Origin of the sequence: Streptomyces sp. NPDC012835 (assembly GCF_042900885.1) — a bacterium.
GTDB lineage: Bacteria > Actinomycetota > Actinomycetes > Streptomycetales > Streptomycetaceae > Streptomyces.
Genome location: NZ_JBIBBW010000008.1, coordinates 270,208 through 287,082 on the forward strand (window position 1 = coordinate 270,208; position 16,875 = coordinate 287,082).

The following is a 16,875-nucleotide window of genomic DNA, read 5'->3' on the forward strand; positions in this document are numbered from 1 at the left end:
GAGTCTGCGTCACGACTGGCCACGCGGTTCACTGTGCACCGCGACTCGTCTGTCTCGCAACCCGCAATCGATGAAATTCGTTGTCCAGGCGATCAAATAACACCGAATCCGAAGTTGTGGGGGGTCGGGCCTGTCGAATGCGTCGACCGACCGATTAAGGTGGGCGTCTCACCCATCGGACATCTGACAGGAGGGATGGCAGTGACCACCGAGCTGCGCCGGCTGCGTAACTACATCAACGGGGAATTCCGGGACGCCGCCGACGGGCGGACCATCGAGGTGGTCAACCCGGCCACGGGCGAGGCGTACGCCACGTCGCCGCTCTCGGGTCCGGCCGACGTCGACGCCGCCATGGAGGCGGCCGCCGCGGCGTTCCCCGCCTGGCGCGACACGACGCCCGCCGAGCGCCAGAAGGCGCTGCTGCGGATCGCGGACGCCTTCGAGGAGCGCGCCGAGGACCTGATCGCCGCCGAGTCCGAGAACACCGGCAAGCCCCTGGGGCTGACCCGCACCGACGAGATCCCGCCGATGGTGGACCAGATCCGCTTCTTCGCGGGCGCGGCCCGGATGCTCGAAGGGCGCTCGGCCGGGGAGTACATGGAGGGCCTCACCTCCATCGTCCGCCGCGAGCCGATCGGTGTCTGCGCGCAGGTCGCGCCGTGGAACTATCCGATGATGATGGCCGTGTGGAAGTTCGCGCCGGCCCTCGCCGCCGGGAACACCGTCGTCCTGAAGCCGTCGGACACCACCCCCGCCTCGACCACGCTGATGGCCGAGATCATCGGTGCGATCGTCCCCCAGGGCGTCTTCAACGTCATCTGCGGCGACCGCGACACCGGCCGGGCCATGGTCGAGCACCGTATCCCCGCGATGGCCTCCATCACGGGCTCCGTACGGGCGGGGATCGAGGTCGCCGGGTCGGCCGCCAAGGACGTCAAGCGGGTCCATCTGGAGCTGGGCGGCAAGGCGCCCGTCGTCGTCTTCGACGACCTCGACGGCGAAGCCCTCACGAAGGCGGCCGAGGAGATCGCCGTCGCGGGCTACTTCAACGCGGGCCAGGACTGTACGGCCGCCACCCGCGTCCTCGTCCACGAGTCGGTCCACGACGACTTCGTCGCGGCGCTCGCCAAGGCCGCGACCGCCACGAAGACCGGCGCGGCGGACGACGAGGACGTGCTGTACGGGCCGCTCAACAACGCGGCCCAGCTGGAGCGGGTCGCCGGCTTCGTCGAGCGGCTGCCCGCGCACGCCCGGGTGGAGGCCGGCGGCCACCGGGTCGGTGAAACCGGCTACTTCTACGCCCCGACCGTCGTCTCCGGGCTCAAGCAGGACGACGAGATCATCCAGAACGAGGTCTTCGGGCCGGTCATCACCGTCCAGCCCTTCACCGACGAGGCGCAGGCCCTGGAGTACGCCAACGGGGTCGAGTTCGCGCTCGCCTCCTCGGTGTGGACCAAGGACCACGGGCGCGCGATGCGGATGTCGAAGGCGCTGGACTTCGGCTGCGTGTGGATCAACACGCACATCCCGCTGGTCGCGGAGATGCCGCACGGCGGCTTCAAGAAGTCCGGCTACGGCAAGGACCTCTCGGCGTACGGCTTCGACGACTACACCCGGATCAAGCACGTGATGACGTCCCTCGACGGCTGACGGGCTGACGGGCTGACGGGCTGGCCTGCTCACCGGCCGACCGGCCGCTCGGACCGGACGCGCCGCTCGCGTCCGGTCCGGCGCACGGCGGGCCGTGGATCTCCTGTCCACGGCCCGCCTTCGCGTTCCCCGGCCGGGGAACGCCCCCCGCCCCCCGGCCCACCGCCTGCGTTTGTTGGCGATCGGCGATACGGGCATTCTGGGTGGTGAGGGGACCGCGAAGGCGAATCGAGAGCGATGAGCACTGGTGGCAACACTTCTCACGAGGGGCGAAGCGGCCGCCGGGAGCGGGAGTCGGCCGCCGTCGTCACCGTGGACGTGCGCGGGATCGTCACCGGATGGAGCAAAGGCGCCGCTTCCCTTCTCGGATACCGGGCGGCGCAGGCGGTCGGCCGTCCCGCCGCCCGCCTCCTGGCGTCCGACCCCGCCGAGACCGCGGCCGCCGTGGCCGCGCTGCGCCGCGCGGACGTGTGGCGCGGGACCGCCGCCGTACGGCACCGGAACGGCGGCCGGCTCCAACTCGGCCTGGTGGCCAGCCCGCTGCTGGACGCGGCCGAGGGGATCAGGGGATTCGTGGTCACCGTCAGCGCGATGGCCCAGCCGCCGGACGCCGACGCGCTGACCGTGGAGGCGGCGGTCGCCCAGGCGCCCGTCTGCATGTCCGCCGTCGACACCCAGGAGCGCTACGTCCGGCTCAACTCCGCCGCCTGCGCGGCCCTGGGCCGGTCGGAGGAGGAACTGCGCGGGCACTTCTTCAGCGACACGACCGCCGCGGGGAACTACGACAGCCAGGACTTCCTCGACCATCTGCGCAGGGTGAACAGGACCGGGCGGCCGCTGCACTACGAGAGCCGCACCGCCCTGCCGGCCTCGTCCCGCGTCCACGCCTGGAACATCCACATGTGGCCCGTGCGCGACGCCGACGATCAGCAGCGCGGTGTCGCCGTGCTGGCCTTCGACAACAGCGAGCAGTACTGGGCCAGACAGCGGCTGCTGCTGCTCAAGGAGGCGGGCACCGCCATCGGGACCAGCCTGGACGTGGTGCGCACCGCCGAGGAACTCGCCCAGCTGTCCGTGCCGATCCTCGGCGACTTCGGCACCGTCGACCTCCTCGACTCCGTCATGCGCGGTGAGGAGCCCACCGAAGGACCCGTGGACACGGACGTACGGCTGCGGCGCGTCTCGCACAGGGCCGCCGACCCGAGCATCACCACCGCGGCGGTCGCCCTGGGCGGCGTCGAGACCTACCCGGAGTCCTCGCCGCCCGCCCGCTGCCTCACCACCGGCCGCCCGGCGCTCAGCCGGCTGGGCGATCCCGGATTCACGCTGTGGACCGGGGCCAACGAGGCACGGGCCGCCATGGTCAGGGACCGCGGGGTGCACTCCCTGATGGCCATCCCGCTCCGGGCCCGGGGCATCACCCTCGGCGTGGCCGTCTTCACCCGCGCGCAGCGCACGGACCCCTTCGAGCAGGACGATGTCGTCCTCGCCGAGGAACTGGCCGGCCGCGCCGCCGTCTGCATCGACAACGCCCGCCGCTACACCCGCGAGCACACCACGGCCCTGGCCCTGCAACGCAGCCTGCTCACCCAGCGGATGCCCGGCCAGAACGCGGTGGAGGTCGCCTCCCGCTATCTGCCCGCCGGTTCCCGCGCCGGAGTCGGCGGCGACTGGTTCGACGTCATCCCGCTCTCCGGGAACCGCGTCGCCCTCGTCGTCGGCGATGTCGTCGGCCACGGAATCCACGCCTCCGCCGCCATGGGGCGGCTGCGCACGGCCGTACGCACCCTCGCCGACGTGGACCTGCCCCCCGACGAGCTGCTCACCCATCTGGACGACCTGGTGAGCCACCTCGCCGAGGACGACGACGCGGCGGTCTCGGCCGCCGAGGCGACCGGCGAATTCGGTGCCACCTGTCTGTACGCCGTCTACGACCCGGTCTCCCGGCGCTGCCTGATGGCCTCCGCCGGCCATGTGCCGCCCGCGGTCCGGCTGCCGGACGGCACGGTCGAGCTGTTCGGCATCGTGCCTGGCCCGCCGCTGGGCGTGGGGGCCGTGCCCTTCGAGGTCGCCGAACGGGAACTGCCCGAAGGAAGCGTGCTCGCGCTCTACACCGACGGACTGATCACGGGCCGGGACCGCGATGTCGACGCGGGGCTGGCGCGGCTGTGCGAAGTGCTGGCCGCCCGCCCGGACGGCGAGCCGTCCTCGGACGCGCCGGACGGGACCGGTCCGGGGCGCGAGCCCGGCGCACCGGAAGCGGACTCGCTGGAGGCCCTCTGCGACCGGGTGATGTCGACACTGCTGCCCGGCCGGCCCACCGACGACGCCGCGCTGCTGATCACCCGTACCCGCGCGCTCCACTCCGACCAGGTGGCCTCCTGGGAACTGACCGGCGACCCGGCCCAGGTGGCCGACGCCCGGGACAACGTCTCGGCGCAACTCGCCGCCTGGGGGCTGGAGGAGGCCGCGTTCGTCACCGAACTCGTCGTGAGCGAGCTGGTCACCAACGCCATCCGGTACGGCGCCGAGCCCATCCAGCTCCGGCTGATCCGTGACCGCACCCTCATCTGCGAGGTCTCCGACGCCTCCAGCACCGCCCCGCACCTGCGCCGCGCGCACGCCTTCGACGAGGGCGGACGCGGTCTGCTGCTGGTGGCCCAGCTCACCCAGAGCTGGGGCACCCGGCAGACCGCGTCGGGCAAGACCATCTGGGCGGAACAGGTCCTCACCCCGCCGGACCCCTAGAGCGTCCCGGAGAGGTCCCGGGTCCGGGCCGTCAGCCCGGCCAGCACCTCGATCCGGTTGGTGGTGATCGAGTCGACGCCGCGCGCGATCAGCCGGCGCATGGCGCGCCGGGTGTCCACCGTCCAGGCGGAGACCAGCAGCCCGTCGCGGTGGTTGCTGTCGGCCAGCTCCCTGCTGACCAGCCCGAAGCGGTAGTTGAGCCAGCGCGGTCCCACGGCGGCCAGCAGCACCGGGCGCGGCGGGGCCGACCGGGTCCAGGTCATCGCGATCTCGGCGGCCGGATCGGCCGCCCGTACGGCGAGCATCGTGTCCGGCCCCCCGCAGTAGTACACCCGCTCGGCGGCCCCGCACGCGCGCACCGTGCCGACGACCGTACGGACGGCTGCCGCGGAGGCGCCGGGCAGATCGATCATCAGCCGGCCGGCGCTCTCCCCGCTCCCGGCCCGCCCGTCCGCCGGGGACAGCGCGTCCCGCAGCGTCGGCACCCCGCCGCCGGTCACCTCGCGCACCTCGGCGTGCGTCAGGTCCGCGAGGCGCAGGTCCCGGCCCCAGAGCCGCTTCAGCGAGGAGTCGTGCAGCAGTACGGGCACCCCGTCGCGGGTCAGCCGGACATCGATCTCGACCGCGTCGGCGCCGCGTTCCCGCGCCGAGCGGACCGAGGCGAGGGTGTTCTCGCGGACGCGGTAGGGATCGCCCCGGTGGCCCACGGCGACGACAGCGCGCCGCGGGCCCTTGAGGTCGCGGTCGTCGGCCGTCACCGCTGCGCGAGCCACTCGTCGGTGTACGTGTCGATCTGCGCGGCCAGCTCCTTCTTGCCCGCCGTGTCGAGGAAGGAGACCTCCACGGCGTTCTTCGCCAGCTCGGCGATCCCGCGTTCGTCCAGGGCGAGCAGCCGGGCGGCGACCGCGTACTCCTGGTTGAGGTCCGTGCCGAACATCGGCGGGTCGTCGCTGTTGACCGTCACCAGCACCCCGGCCGCGACCATCTCCTTGATCGGGTGCTCCGCCAGATCGGCGACCGCGCGGGTGGCGATGTTGGAGGTGGGACAGACCTCCAGCGGGACGCGGTGCTCGGCGAGGTACGCCAGCAGCTCCGGGTCCCGTACGGAGCTGGTGCCGTGGCCGACGCGTTCCGCGCGCAGCTCGCGCAGCGCGTCCCAGACGGTTTCGGGCCCGGTCGTCTCACCGGCGTGCGGCACGGAGTGCAGGCCCGCGGCGATCGCCCGGTCGAAGTACGGCTTGAACTGCGGCCGGGGCACGCCGATCTCGGGCCCGCCGAGCCCGAACGAGACCAGCCCGTCGGGGCGCAGGTCCACCGCGTACCTGGTGGTCTCCTCGGCGGCCTGCAACCCGGCCATGCCGGGGATGTCGAAGCACCAGCGCAGCACCACGCCCAGCTCGGCCTCGGCCGCCTTGCGCGCGTCCTCGATGGCCTCCATGTACCCCTGCTCGGGGATGCCCCGGCTCATGGAGCTGAACGGGGTGAGCGTCAGCTCCGCGTAGCGGATGTTCTGCCGCGCCATGTCCCGGGCGATCTCGAACGTCAGCAGCCGGATGTCCTCCGGGGTGCGGAGCAGCTCCACGACGGAGAGGTAGACCTCGATGAAGTGCGCGAAGTCGGTGAACGTGAAGAGGTCGGCGAGTGCCTCGGGGTCGGTGGGCACCTTGGAGTCCGGGTACCTGGCGGCCAGTTCGGCCACGATGCGGGGCGAGGCGGAACCGACATGGTGGACATGGAGTTCGGCCTTGGGCAGTCCCGCGATGAACGGGTGCGGATCGGTCATCAGGATCCTTCGGGTGCTGGGGCGGCTGCCCCGATGTGCGGTGAGGGGCCGCCGGGCGTGCGGATACCGGGCGGGGGCCCACTGCCCGCCCGGGACCTTACGGCGGCCGTGGCCATCGTAGGCCGCAAGGCCCGCCCGACGACGCAGGCCGTAGCATGAACGGCAGTCACTACGGGGGAGGACCATGTCGGACAAGAGCGGGCAGTCGTCGGGCGGCCACGAGCCGAACGACCCCTGGGCTCCGCCGGAGCACCGGGCGAAGCCGGACGGCGCGGAGGCCCGGCCGCCGCGGCCGCAGGCCCCGTCCGTGCACGACCAGCCGACGGTCATCGGTATGCCGGGCCCGGTGCCCGGTCCCGGCGCGGACGCAGGGCCGGGGAGCGCATCCGCCTCCGTACCGCCCCCGCCGCCCGCTCCGGGCACACCGGCCGGGGGCGCGCCGGGAGCCTACGGCTATCCCGGTGTCCCGCCCCAGCAGTCCGCCCCGGGCTTCCAGCAGCCGGCTTCGCCGTACGCCGCCTTTCCCGGCGCGGGCGCCGGTTACGGCTATCCGCCGGGGGCGGTCCCCGGCTATCCGGGGTACGGCCGGGGCGGCTGGCAGCAGGCGCCGGCCAACGGCATGGGTATCGCCGCGCTGGTGCTCGGGATCATCTCCGTGGTGGGCTTCTGCTTCTGGGGCCTGAGTGTCGTCCTCGGTGTCCTGGCGCTGATCTTCGGCATCATCGGCCGTCGCCGGGCGGGCCGGGGCGAGGCCGACAACGGCGGTATGGCGCTCGCGGGCATCATCCTCGGCGCGGTCGGCGCGGTGATCGGCGCCGCGGCCCTCGCCCTGATCATCCTCGGGGTGGCGTACGGCGAGGAGAGCGGTGTCAGCGACAGCGAGGACCCGTTCGCCACGTCGTTGACAGTCGGCGCCGGGCGCTGACCGTCCCCCGTCTCAGTCCCTGCCCGCCCCGCCGCCCCCACGCCTCGGCCCTTCTCCCGCCGTCCCGTTCCGGAGCCGCTCCCGCGCCTCCATCAGCGCGAAGCCCAGCAGGTTGAGCCCCCGCCAGCGGGCGGGGTCGTGGGCACGCTCGTCGGCCGCGGCCAGTCCGATTCCCCAGATCCGGTCCATCGGGCTGGCCTCGACCAGGACACGGTCCCCCGTGGCCAGCAGGTACGTCCGCAGCGCGGCGTCCTGTCCGAACTTGTGGACACCGCCTGCCACCACGATCCCGTAGCGCTCGCGCTCCCAGACGCTCTCGTCGAAACCGCGCACCAGCCGCCCCGCCCGCTTGGCGAGAGCCGGACCGGCCGCGGACACCGCCCGGCGCTCCGCTTCCTCGTCGCCGAAGAGACGGGCCTTGCGCGCCATCATCCAGTGCTCCGCCGTCGCGTACACCACGCCGTCGACCGTGAACGGCGCCGGCCACCACTGGCTGAGACAACTCGCCCCCAGCGTGCCGTCCCGCCGCGCGCCGTGCCCCCAGAAGTGCAGGAATTTCACGCGCTCGCCCCGCGCGATCCGGCGGGCCGTCGCCCCGGCGGCGTCGGCCCCGCCGACCGCGGAGGCCCGCTGATCCGGGCCGCTTTCCGGCCTGTTCACCCCGTTCTCCGTCACGCGGGCGAGTCTGTCCTCCGCCCCTGACCGTCTCCTTGCCTTTTTCGCCGGCACGCGGCCCAGGGGCGACCGAATCCGTCGCGTAACCAAAAGGCAACAACGGAATCCCTTGTTGGGGTGGGAGTTCCCTGTCAGGATCGGCACTCAATTGGACCCGGGGCAACAACTGCACCATCGGAGAGCGTCATGGGTGACCACGTCCGGATGCGCGACCGCTTCGCGAGCGGGGCGCAGTTCATCGGCGGCCGGGCACGGGCCGGCACCTCGGGCCGTACGCACACCGTCGTGGATCCGGCCACCGGCGAGGACGTCCTCGGCTACGAACTCGCGGGCCCCGGCGACATCGACGACGCCGTCGCCGCCGCGCACGCCGCCTTCCCCGGCTGGGCCGGGGCCACGCCCGCCGAGCGCTCGGACGCCCTGCACCGGTTCGCCGAGGTGCTGGCCGACCGGTCCGGGGAGTTCGCCCACGCCGAGTCGCTCCAGTGCGGCAAACCGATCAGGCTCTCCGCCGGGTTCGACGTCCCGGGCACCGTCGACAACACCGCCTTCTTCGCCGGTGCCGCCCGCCGCCTCGACGGCGTCTCGGCCGCCGAGTACAGCGGGGACCACACCTCCTACGTACGCCGCGAACCGGTCGGTGTCATCGGCTCGATCGCGCCCTGGAACTACCCGCTCCAGATGGCCGCCTGGAAGATCCTCCCGGCGATCGCCGCGGGCAACACGATCGTGCTCAAGCCCGCCGAGATCACCCCGCTCACCTCGCTGATGTTCGCCCGGGCCGCCCAGCGGGCCGGGATCCCCGACGGGGTCGTCAACATCGTCGCCGGAGCCGGCCCCGACGCCGGTGAACACCTCGTCGGCCACCCCGATGTCGCGATGGTCTCCTTCACCGGGTCCACCCCGGTCGGACGGCGTGTCGCGCGGATCGCCACCGCCACCGTCAAACGCCTCCACCTCGAACTCGGCGGCAAGGCCCCCTTCGTCGTCTTCGACGACGCCGATCCGACGGCCGCCGTCCACGGCGCGGTCGCCGGGTCCCTCATCAACGCGGGCCAGGACTGCACCGCCGCCACCCGCGCCTATGTGCAACGGCCGCTGTACGACGACTTCGTGAGCGGCGTCGCCGACCTCATGGGCACCGTACGGCTCGGGGACCCCTTCGACGACGCCACCGACCTCGGCCCGCTCGTCTCGCACGCCCACCGCGACCGCGTCGCCGCGCTCGTCGACCGCGCCCGCGGCCACGCCCGGATCGTCACCGGCGGCGCGGCGCCCGGCGGCGACCGGCGGAACGGCGCCTACTACCGTCCCACGCTCATCACGGACGCCGCCCAGGACAGCGAGATCGTCCAGTCCGAGATCTTCGGCCCGGTCCTCGTCGTCCTGCCCTTCGACTCCGACGACGAAGGCATCCGGCTCGCCAACGACACCCCCTACGGCCTCGCCGCCTCCGCCTGGACCCGCGACGTCTACCGCGCGGGCCGGGCCACCCGGGAGATCCGGGCCGGCTGCGTCTGGATCAACGACCACATCCCGATCGTCAGCGAGATGCCGCACGGCGGATACCGGGCCAGCGGCTTCGGCAAGGACATGTCGGCGTACTCCTTCGAGGAGTACACACAGGTCAAGCATGTGATGTACGACAACACGGCGGTCGCGGAGAAGGACTGGCACCGCACGGTCTTCGGCGACAGGCACCGCCCCTAACCGTCCACCCGAAAGGGCACAGCGCATGGAGCAGTACGAGCCCGACCGGCTCCCCACCGCCCCGCCGGCCGCCCTGCGGCGCGGCGTCACCAGCGGCGGGGGCGCCCTCACCCGCCGCTCCCTGCTGCGCGCCACCGGCGCCGGCACGCTCGCGATCGGCGGGCTCGCCGCTCTGAGCGGCTGCGGCATCCCGCCCGCGAAGCCGGCGGACGGGGGCCGGGCGTCGTCCGACCACTCGGCGGAGGAGAAGCGGGTGGTCTTCTCCAACTGGACCGAGTACATGGACGTCAGCGACGACGAGAAGCACTACCCGACGCTGGAGGCGTTCACCCGGCGCACCGGGATCGCGGTCAAGTACACGGCGGACATCAACGACAACGTCGAGTTCTTCGGCAAGATCCAGCCGCAGCTGGCCGCCGGACAGGACACCGGACGCGACCTGATCTGCGTCACCGACTGGCTCGCCGCCCGCATGATCCGGCTCGGCTACGCGCAGAAACTCGATCCGGCCAACCTGCCGCACGCCTTCGCCAACCTCTCCCCGCAGTTCCGCTCGCCCGACTGGGATCCGGGGCGCTCCTACAGCTACCCGTGGACCGGCATCCCCACCGTCATCGCGTACAACTCCCGGGCCACCGGCGGACGTACGGTCGACTCCGTCTCCCAGCTGCTGGACGACCCCAAGCTCAAGGGCCGCGTCGCCTTCCTCTCCGAGATGCGCGACACCGTCGGGATGACCCTCCTCGACCTCGGCAAGGACCCGGCGACGTTCACCGACGACGACTTCGACGCGGCCGTCGCCCGTATCCAGCGGGCCGTCGACCGCAAGCAGGTCCGCCGCTTCACCGGCAACGACTACACCGCGGACCTCGACAAGGGCGACATCGCCGCCTGCGTCGCCTGGGCCGGTGACATCGTCCAGCTCCAGCACGACAACCCGGACATCAAGTACGCCGTTCCCCGGGCCGGTTACATGCTCGCCAGCGACAATCTGCTGGTCCCGGCCAAGGCACGGCACAAGACCAACGCCGAGCGGCTCATCGACCACTACTACCGGCCGCCGATCGCCGCCCGGCTGGCCGCGTACATCAACTACGTCTGTCCCGTCGACGGCGTGCGCGCCGAACTCACCAGGATCGACAAGTCGATGGCCGACAACACGCTGATCCTCCCCGACGCGGCGATGGCCACCGCCTCGCACGCCTTCCGCTCCCTCGGCGCCGACGAAGAGACGGCGTACGAGCGGAAGTTCGCCAAGCTCATCGGCGCGTAGCGCCCCGCCCGGCCGACCGCCCCGCCCGTCCGCCCCTCTCCTCCCCGGGACCGTGATCCATGACAGAGACCGCATCCACCAGCCGGGGCGGCGGCGACGTCCGCCTCACCGGGATCAGCAAGACATACGGCTCCTTCCACGCGGTCCGGCCGCTCGACCTCACCGTGCCGCAGGGCTCCTTCTTCGCCCTGCTCGGCGCGTCGGGCTGCGGCAAGACCACCACCCTGCGGATGATCGCCGGCCTGGAGGAGCCGACCACGGGCTCGGTCCACCTCGGCGACAAGGACGTCACCGCGCTGCCCCCGTACAAGCGCCCCGTCAACACCGTCTTCCAGAGCTACGCGCTCTTCCCGCACCTCGACATCCACGAGAACGTCGCCTTCGGCCTGCGCCGGCGCGGCATCAAGTCCGTACGCGGGCAGGTCGGCGACATGCTCGACCTCGTCCAGCTCGGGGAGTTCGCCCGGCGCAAGCCGCACCAGCTCTCCGGCGGCCAGCAGCAGCGCGTCGCCGTGGCCCGCGCGCTCATCAACCACCCCCGCGTCCTGCTCCTCGACGAACCGCTCGGCGCGCTCGACCTCAAGCTGCGCCGCCAGATGCAGCTGGAGCTCAAACGCATCCAGACCGAGGTCGGCATCACCTTCATCCATGTCACGCACGACCAGGAGGAGGCCATGACGATGGCCGACACCGTCGCGGTGATGAACGCGGGGCGGGTGGAGCAGCTCGGCAGCCCCGCCGATCTCTACGAGAACCCCGGCACCACCTTCGTCGCCAACTTCCTCGGCACCTCCAACCTCATCGGGACCGAGGTCGCCGGGGTCCACGGGGACCACATCACCGTCACGGCCGGCGGAGCCGCGCTCCGGCTGCCCGCCGCCCGATGTCCGGCGCCGGTGCGCTGCGGCGGCGAACTGCTGGTCGGGGTACGCCCCGAGAAGATCTCCCTGACCCACGCCGACGACGCGGACACCGTGCCCGAAGGGCGCAACCGGATAGCCGGCCGCATCGCCGACTCCAGCTTCATCGGCGTCTCCACCCAGTACGTGATCGACGCCCCCGGCTGCCCCGGCCTTGAGGTGTACGCGCAGAACATCGAGCGCGACGGCCGCCTCGTGCCCGGCGCCGAGGTCGTCCTGCACTGGAACCCCGCGCACACCTTCGGCCTGGACGCCGGGCAGTCCGCGCTCGCCGGTACGACGGACGCCACGGGCACCGCGGCCACCGGGGCGGCCGGCAAGGAGACGTCGTGACCGCCACCGAGGCGCCGCCCGCCGCCCCCGCCGCCCCGCCGCCCGGTCCCCCCGTACGCAAGACGTCCGCGCGCAGGCGGCTCGTACCGTACTGGCTGCTGCTGCCCGGCATCCTCTGGCTGCTGGTCTTCTTCGCGCTGCCGATGGTCTACCAGGCGTCGACCTCCGTGCAGACCGGCTCCCTGGAGGAGGGCTTCCAGGTCACCTGGCACATCGCGACATACGGGGAGGCGCTCGGCGAGTACTACCCGCAGTTCGTGCGCTCCCTGCTGTACGCGGGCACCGCCACGGCCCTGTGCCTGCTGCTCGGCTACCCGCTGGCCTATCTCCTCGCGTTCAGAGCGGGCCGCTGGCGCAATCTGCTGCTGGTCCTCGTCATCGCGCCGTTCTTCACCAGCTTCCTGATCCGCACACTCGCCTGGAAGACGATCCTCGCCGACGGCGGTCCGGTCGTCGGCGTCCTGAACTCCCTCCACGTCCTCGATGTGACCGGCTGGCTCGGCTGGACCGAGGGCAGCCGCGTGCTGGCCACCCCCATGGCGGTGGTCTGCGGGCTGACCTACAACTTCCTGCCCTTCATGATCCTGCCGCTCTACACCTCCCTGGAGCGGGTGGACGGACGGCTCCACGAGGCGGCGGGCGACCTCTACGCCCGGCCGTGGACCACCTTCCGCAAGGTGACCTTCCCGCTCTCCCTGCCGGGTGTCGTCTCCGGCACCCTGCTCACCTTCATCCCGGCGAGCGGCGACTACGTCAACGCCGAACTGCTCGGGTCGACCGACACGAAAATGGTCGGCAGCGTCATCCAGACGCAGTTCCTGCGGGTCCTCGACTACCCGACGGCCGCCGCGCTCTCCTTCATCCTGATGGCCGTCGTCCTGGCGACGGTCACCGTCTACATCCGCCGAGCCGGGACGGAGGACCTTCTCTGATGCGCCTGCTCCGACGCAACCTCGTGGTCATCGCGGGACTGGCCACCCTCGCCTATCTGATCCTGCCCAACATCGTCGTGATGGTCTTCTCGTTCAACCGGCCGAACGGGCGGTTCAACTACTCCTGGCAGCGCTTCTCCACGGACGCCTGGCAGGACCCGTGCGGCGTGGCCGACCTGTGCGGATCGCTGGCGCTCTCGCTGCGGATCGCCGTCTGGGCGACGCTCGGCGCCACCGTGCTCGGCACCATGATCGCGTTCGCGCTGGTCCGCTACCGGTTCCGGGCACGCGGGGCCGTCAACTCGCTGATCTTCCTGCCGATGGCGATGCCCGAGGTGGTCATGGCCGCCTCGCTGCTGACACTCTTCCTCAACCTCGGCGCGCGGCTCGGCTTCTGGACCGTGCTCATCGCGCACATCATGTTCTGCCTCAGCTTCGTGGTGACCGCCGTCAAGGCCCGCGTCATGTCCATGGACCCACGGCTGGAGGAAGCGGCACGCGATCTCTACGCGGGACCGGCGCAGACCTTCCTGCGGGTCACCCTGCCCATCGCCGCACCCGGCATCGCGGCGGGCGCGCTGCTCGCCTTCGCGCTCTCCTTCGACGACTTCATCATCACCAACTTCAACGCCGGCTCCACCGTGACCTTCCCGATGTTCGTCTGGGGATCGGCGCAGCGCGGCACCCCCGTGCAGATCAACGTCATCGGCACGGCGATGTTCGCCGTCGCCGTGCTGCTGGTGGTCGCGGGCCAACTGGCCGGCAACCGGCGCAGGAAGTCCGCCGCCGCCCGATGACCCCCGTACCGACGACCCTCGTTCAAGGAGTGGGAAGCCATGGCCCCAGCCGCCCCCCGCGCGGTCGCCGCCGCGCTCGCCGACGTCCGGCAGCTCCCGTACTGGCTGGACGACCCCGGCAGACCGGCGGCGCTGCCCGCCCTCACCGGCGACGAGCACGGCGACCTGCTCGTCATCGGCGGCGGCTACAGCGGGCTGTGGACCGCGCTGCTCGCCAAGGAACGCGATCCGGACCGCGACGTCGTCCTGATCGAGGGCAACGAGGTGGGCTGGGCGGCCTCGGGCCGCAACGGCGGATTCTGCGCCGCCTCCCTCACCCACGGCTTCGCCAACGGGCTGGCCCGCTGGCCGGACGAGCTGGCGGAGCTGGAGGAGCTGGGCGGGCGCAACCTCGACGCCATCGAGGAGACCGTCGCGCGCCACTCCATCGACTGCGACTTCGAGCGCACCGGCGAGATCGACCTCGCCACCGAACCGCACCAGCTCGCCGAACTCCGGGAGATGTACGAGCGGGCGACCGCCCTCGGCCTCACCGGCCTCGAACTGCTCGACCGGGACGCGGTACGCGCCGAGGTCGACTCCCCGACCTTCCTGGGCGGCGTGTGGGACCGGCGCGGCGTCGCCATGCTGCACCCCGCCAAGCTCGCCTGGGGCCTCAAGCGGGTCTGCTCGGATCTCGGCGTACGGATCCACGAGCACACCCGGGGCCTGGAACTGGCCCGGCACGGCGCCGGGATGGCCGTCCGCACCGGGCGGGGCAGGGTCTTCGCCCGGCAGGTGGCACTCGGCACCAATGTCTTTCCGTCGCTCGTCAGACGGGTGCGCCCCTACACCGTCCCGGTCTACGACTACGCCCTGATGACCGAGCCGCTGACGCCCGGGCAGCTGAGCGCGATCGGCTGGCACCACCGCCAGGGGCTCGCGGACAGCGCCAACCGGTTCCACTACTTCCGGATCACCGCCGACCACCGTGTCCTGTGGGGCGGTTACGACGCGGTGTACCCGTTCGGCGGCCGGCTCAGCGCCGGGCGCGACCACCGGCCGCGCACGTACCGCACCCTGGCCGCCCACTTCCTCCGCTGCTTCCCGCAACTGGAGGGGGTGCGCTTCAGCCACGCCTGGGGAGGCGCGATCGACACCTGCACCCGCTTCTCGCCCTTCTTCGGCACGGCGTACGGCGGCCGGGTCGCCTACGCCGCCGGGTACACCGGACTCGGCGTCGGCGCGACCCGGTTCGGCGGCGAGGTGATGCTCGATCTGCTGGCGGGGGAGCGCGGGCGGCGTACGGAGCTGGCGATGGTGCGCGACAGACCGGTGCCGTTCCCGCCCGAACCGGCCGCCTGGGCGGGCATCGCCCTCACCCAGTGGTCGCTGGCGCGCGCGGACGCCCGGGGCGGCCGGCGCAACGCCTGGCTGCGGACCCTGGACCGGCTGGGACTCGGGTTCGACAGCTGAACAGGGGCGCGGCGTGCCCCGCCGCGCCGCCGGCAGGGGGCGCGGCCCGGACGCGTGTTGTGACCCGGATCACCACAGGAAGGCGGTGAACCCGCGTCATCCCGCGGCCCCGGCGCTGTCCCTCCTGTGACGGACCGTCCGGCAAGGCGGACGGTCCCGGACCGGAAGGAGGCCGGGCAAATGAGCGGCTCGGGGGAGAAGAACGCGGTGGAGTGGCTGGCGTCGGTGGCGCCCGACCCGGAAACCTGCCGGAGGGAATGGGCACGCGACCCGCTCGGGGTGACCCTGCTGCCCGCCGGCCGGCGCTGGGACGTCCTGATCCTGCCGGGGGAGCTGGGCTACCCGACCCTGGACGTGCTGACCAGGCTGGTGGACCGGCCGGGACCGGTGCTGGTCGGCTTCGGCGACGCGCGGATGGGCTTCTTCGTCCCCCCGGACACCGTGGCCCGCTGGCTCGGTACGGGGGTGCGCGGCGCCGGGCGCGGCACCTGGATCGTCGTCCCCTGTCCCGGGCGGGTCGGCGGCGGAGTGCGCTGGCTGATCCCCCCGGACGGCTCCGGGACGCTCACCGATCCCGCGCTGCTGGAGCTGGCGATGCACGAGGCGGCGGGGCGGACGGCGCGGACGGGCACGCAGGGGCCGGGGACCAGGGGCGGCGCGGGCGGAAGGGACCGGGGCGGTGAAGAGGGTCAGGAAGACGACGGCGGGTGGGGCTGACGGGCCGCCTCCCGGTCCGGCGCGGACTCCGCCGCGCGCCGGACCGCGCGCTCCCGGCACCGGTCCAGGACCCGCGCCAGCACCAGCAGGAGCATCCCGCACAGCAGCACACTGCCCAGCACGTCCAGCGGCCAGTGGTAGCCGCGCAGGACCAGTCCCGCGCCCGTCGCCAGGGTGAGCGCCACCGCGACGGGCAGCGTCGCGCGCCGGCCCGCGTACGGGACGAGCAGCAGCGCGGCCCCGCCGTACGCGACCATCGCCGTGGCCGTGTGCCCGGACGGGTAGTAGCCGGTGGCGTCGGTGAGCGGTCCCTGCCGGTCGGTCCACAGTTTGAGCGGGACGACCAGGGCGGGGACCGCCGCCATCGTGACGCAGACCGCCAGTACCGGGCCCCGCCCGCCGCGCCGGACCACATACGCGATCACCACGGCCAGCACGGGCAGCGCGACCGGCACCCCGCCGAGATCGGCGAGGACCTGCGTCAGCGGCTCGGGACCGCGCCCGGCGAGCGCCCGGCCGAGCCGTTCGTCCGCGTGGCGCAGCGGCCCGTCGGCCGTGGCCTGCCAGGTGACGAGCGCGAAGAGGACCGCGCACAGCGCGAAGGCGGCCGAGCGCGCGGGGGAGCCGAGGGCCCGTGTGAGGAAGGAGCGAGAACGGGAGAACGGCCGCCCGGGAACAGGGGGGGGAGTTCCGGGGCGGCCGTGAGGACCGGTGTGCCGCACGCCCCGGGGGGTTTGGGGCGGGCGGCCATCCGATCGGTGAGGAGATCCGGAGCCAGAGGCTCCAGTGGTGTGCGCGAAGGCACGACCAAAGCGACGCTGGGGATGCCCCGCTTCGGCGTCGCCCGCAGTTCCCTGCGAGCGGGGTGTATCTCTCATCTGGGAAAACCGTACGTCAGGGGCGCGGGCTCCGACAGCCACAACGGCCACCCGCCATGGCCCTCGCACACCTTCTTCA

The 16,875-nt window shown here is 72.6% G+C and carries 14 protein-coding genes; 10 read left to right on the forward strand and 4 right to left on the reverse strand.

Translation table 11 applies throughout. The annotated features are described in order from the left end of the window. The first annotated feature begins 201 nt into the window (after positions 1 to 201). Together ACFY6S_RS28465 and ACFY6S_RS28470 are read left to right on the forward strand one after the other, a co-directional pair. Positions 202 to 1,650, forward strand: coding sequence for a gamma-aminobutyraldehyde dehydrogenase (locus tag ACFY6S_RS28465; RefSeq protein WP_388817781.1), 1,449 nt, complete (start codon positions 202 to 204; stop codon positions 1,648 to 1,650). A 237-nt stretch (positions 1,651 to 1,887) separates the two neighbouring features. After that, positions 1,888 to 4,398, forward strand: a complete 2,511-nt coding sequence (locus ACFY6S_RS28470; protein WP_388814516.1) for a SpoIIE family protein phosphatase — start codon at positions 1,888 to 1,890, stop codon at positions 4,396 to 4,398. Here ACFY6S_RS28470 and ACFY6S_RS28475 read toward each other — a convergent pair. Together ACFY6S_RS28475 and ACFY6S_RS28480 are read right to left on the reverse strand one after the other, a co-directional pair. Then, complete coding sequence (locus tag ACFY6S_RS28475) at positions 4,395 to 5,171, reverse strand: glycerophosphodiester phosphodiesterase (RefSeq protein WP_388814514.1); 777 nt, start codon at positions 5,169 to 5,171, stop codon at positions 4,395 to 4,397. The genes ACFY6S_RS28470 and ACFY6S_RS28475 overlap by 4 nt on opposite strands. After that, positions 5,153 to 6,181 (reverse strand): adenosine deaminase, encoded by a 1,029-nt coding sequence (locus ACFY6S_RS28480; RefSeq protein WP_388814513.1) that lies wholly within the window; start codon positions 6,179 to 6,181, stop codon positions 5,153 to 5,155. The genes ACFY6S_RS28475 and ACFY6S_RS28480 overlap by 19 nt, the downstream gene beginning before the upstream one ends. A 184-nt stretch (positions 6,182 to 6,365) precedes the next feature. Between ACFY6S_RS28480 and ACFY6S_RS28485 the strand changes: the two genes are divergently transcribed. Continuing rightward, the gene (locus tag ACFY6S_RS28485; protein WP_388814511.1) at positions 6,366 to 7,106 is read left to right on the forward strand and encodes a DUF4190 domain-containing protein; all 741 of its coding nucleotides are present in this window, start codon (positions 6,366 to 6,368) and stop codon (positions 7,104 to 7,106) included. Positions 7,107 to 7,118: 12 nt separating this feature from the next. Here the strand turns inward: ACFY6S_RS28485 and ACFY6S_RS28490 are convergent, their stop codons facing one another. Beyond that, positions 7,119 to 7,685, reverse strand: a complete 567-nt coding sequence (locus tag ACFY6S_RS28490) for an NADAR family protein (RefSeq protein WP_388817778.1) — start codon at positions 7,683 to 7,685, stop codon at positions 7,119 to 7,121. Positions 7,686 to 7,967: 282 nt separating this feature from the next. Here ACFY6S_RS28490 and ACFY6S_RS28495 point away from each other — a divergent pair, with 282 nt between their 5' ends. The 7 genes from ACFY6S_RS28495 to ACFY6S_RS28525 all read left to right on the forward strand — a co-directional run bounded on the left by ACFY6S_RS28495 (position 7,968) and on the right by ACFY6S_RS28525 (position 15,918). Next, a complete protein-coding gene (locus tag ACFY6S_RS28495) occupies positions 7,968 to 9,491 on the forward strand; it encodes a gamma-aminobutyraldehyde dehydrogenase (protein WP_388814509.1) in 1,524 nt (507 codons plus the stop codon). Between the two features lie 25 nt (positions 9,492 to 9,516). After that, positions 9,517 to 10,764: a PotD/PotF family extracellular solute-binding protein gene (locus ACFY6S_RS28500; protein ID WP_388814507.1), complete on the forward strand. Its 1,248-nt coding sequence runs from the start codon at positions 9,517 to 9,519 to the stop codon at positions 10,762 to 10,764. A gap of 59 nt (positions 10,765 to 10,823) precedes the next feature. Then, positions 10,824 to 12,017, forward strand: coding sequence for an ABC transporter ATP-binding protein (locus tag ACFY6S_RS28505; protein ID WP_388814505.1), 1,194 nt, complete (start codon positions 10,824 to 10,826; stop codon positions 12,015 to 12,017). Then, positions 12,014 to 12,949, forward strand: coding sequence for an ABC transporter permease (locus tag ACFY6S_RS28510; RefSeq protein ID WP_388814503.1), 936 nt, complete (start codon positions 12,014 to 12,016; stop codon positions 12,947 to 12,949). The genes ACFY6S_RS28505 and ACFY6S_RS28510 overlap by 4 nt, the downstream gene beginning before the upstream one ends. Then, positions 12,949 to 13,746, forward strand: coding sequence for an ABC transporter permease (locus ACFY6S_RS28515; RefSeq protein WP_388814501.1), 798 nt, complete (start codon positions 12,949 to 12,951; stop codon positions 13,744 to 13,746). The genes ACFY6S_RS28510 and ACFY6S_RS28515 overlap by 1 nt, the downstream gene beginning before the upstream one ends. A gap of 39 nt (positions 13,747 to 13,785) precedes the next feature. After that, the gene (locus ACFY6S_RS28520; RefSeq protein WP_388814500.1) at positions 13,786 to 15,201 is read left to right on the forward strand and encodes an NAD(P)/FAD-dependent oxidoreductase; all 1,416 of its coding nucleotides are present in this window, start codon (positions 13,786 to 13,788) and stop codon (positions 15,199 to 15,201) included. Positions 15,202 to 15,381: 180 nt separating this feature from the next. Beyond that, a complete protein-coding gene (locus ACFY6S_RS28525) occupies positions 15,382 to 15,918 on the forward strand; it encodes a hypothetical protein (protein ID WP_388814498.1) in 537 nt (178 codons plus the stop codon). On the opposite strand, the gene ACFY6S_RS28530 is transcribed toward ACFY6S_RS28525, so the two are convergent. Next, positions 15,891 to 16,796 carry a phosphatase PAP2 family protein gene (locus ACFY6S_RS28530; protein ID WP_388814497.1) on the reverse strand — a complete coding sequence of 302 codons (906 nt, stop codon included), beginning with the start codon at positions 16,794 to 16,796 and terminating at the stop codon, positions 15,891 to 15,893. The two genes, ACFY6S_RS28525 and ACFY6S_RS28530, sit on opposite strands and share 28 nt — an antisense overlap. Positions 16,797 to 16,875 lie beyond the last annotated feature (79 nt).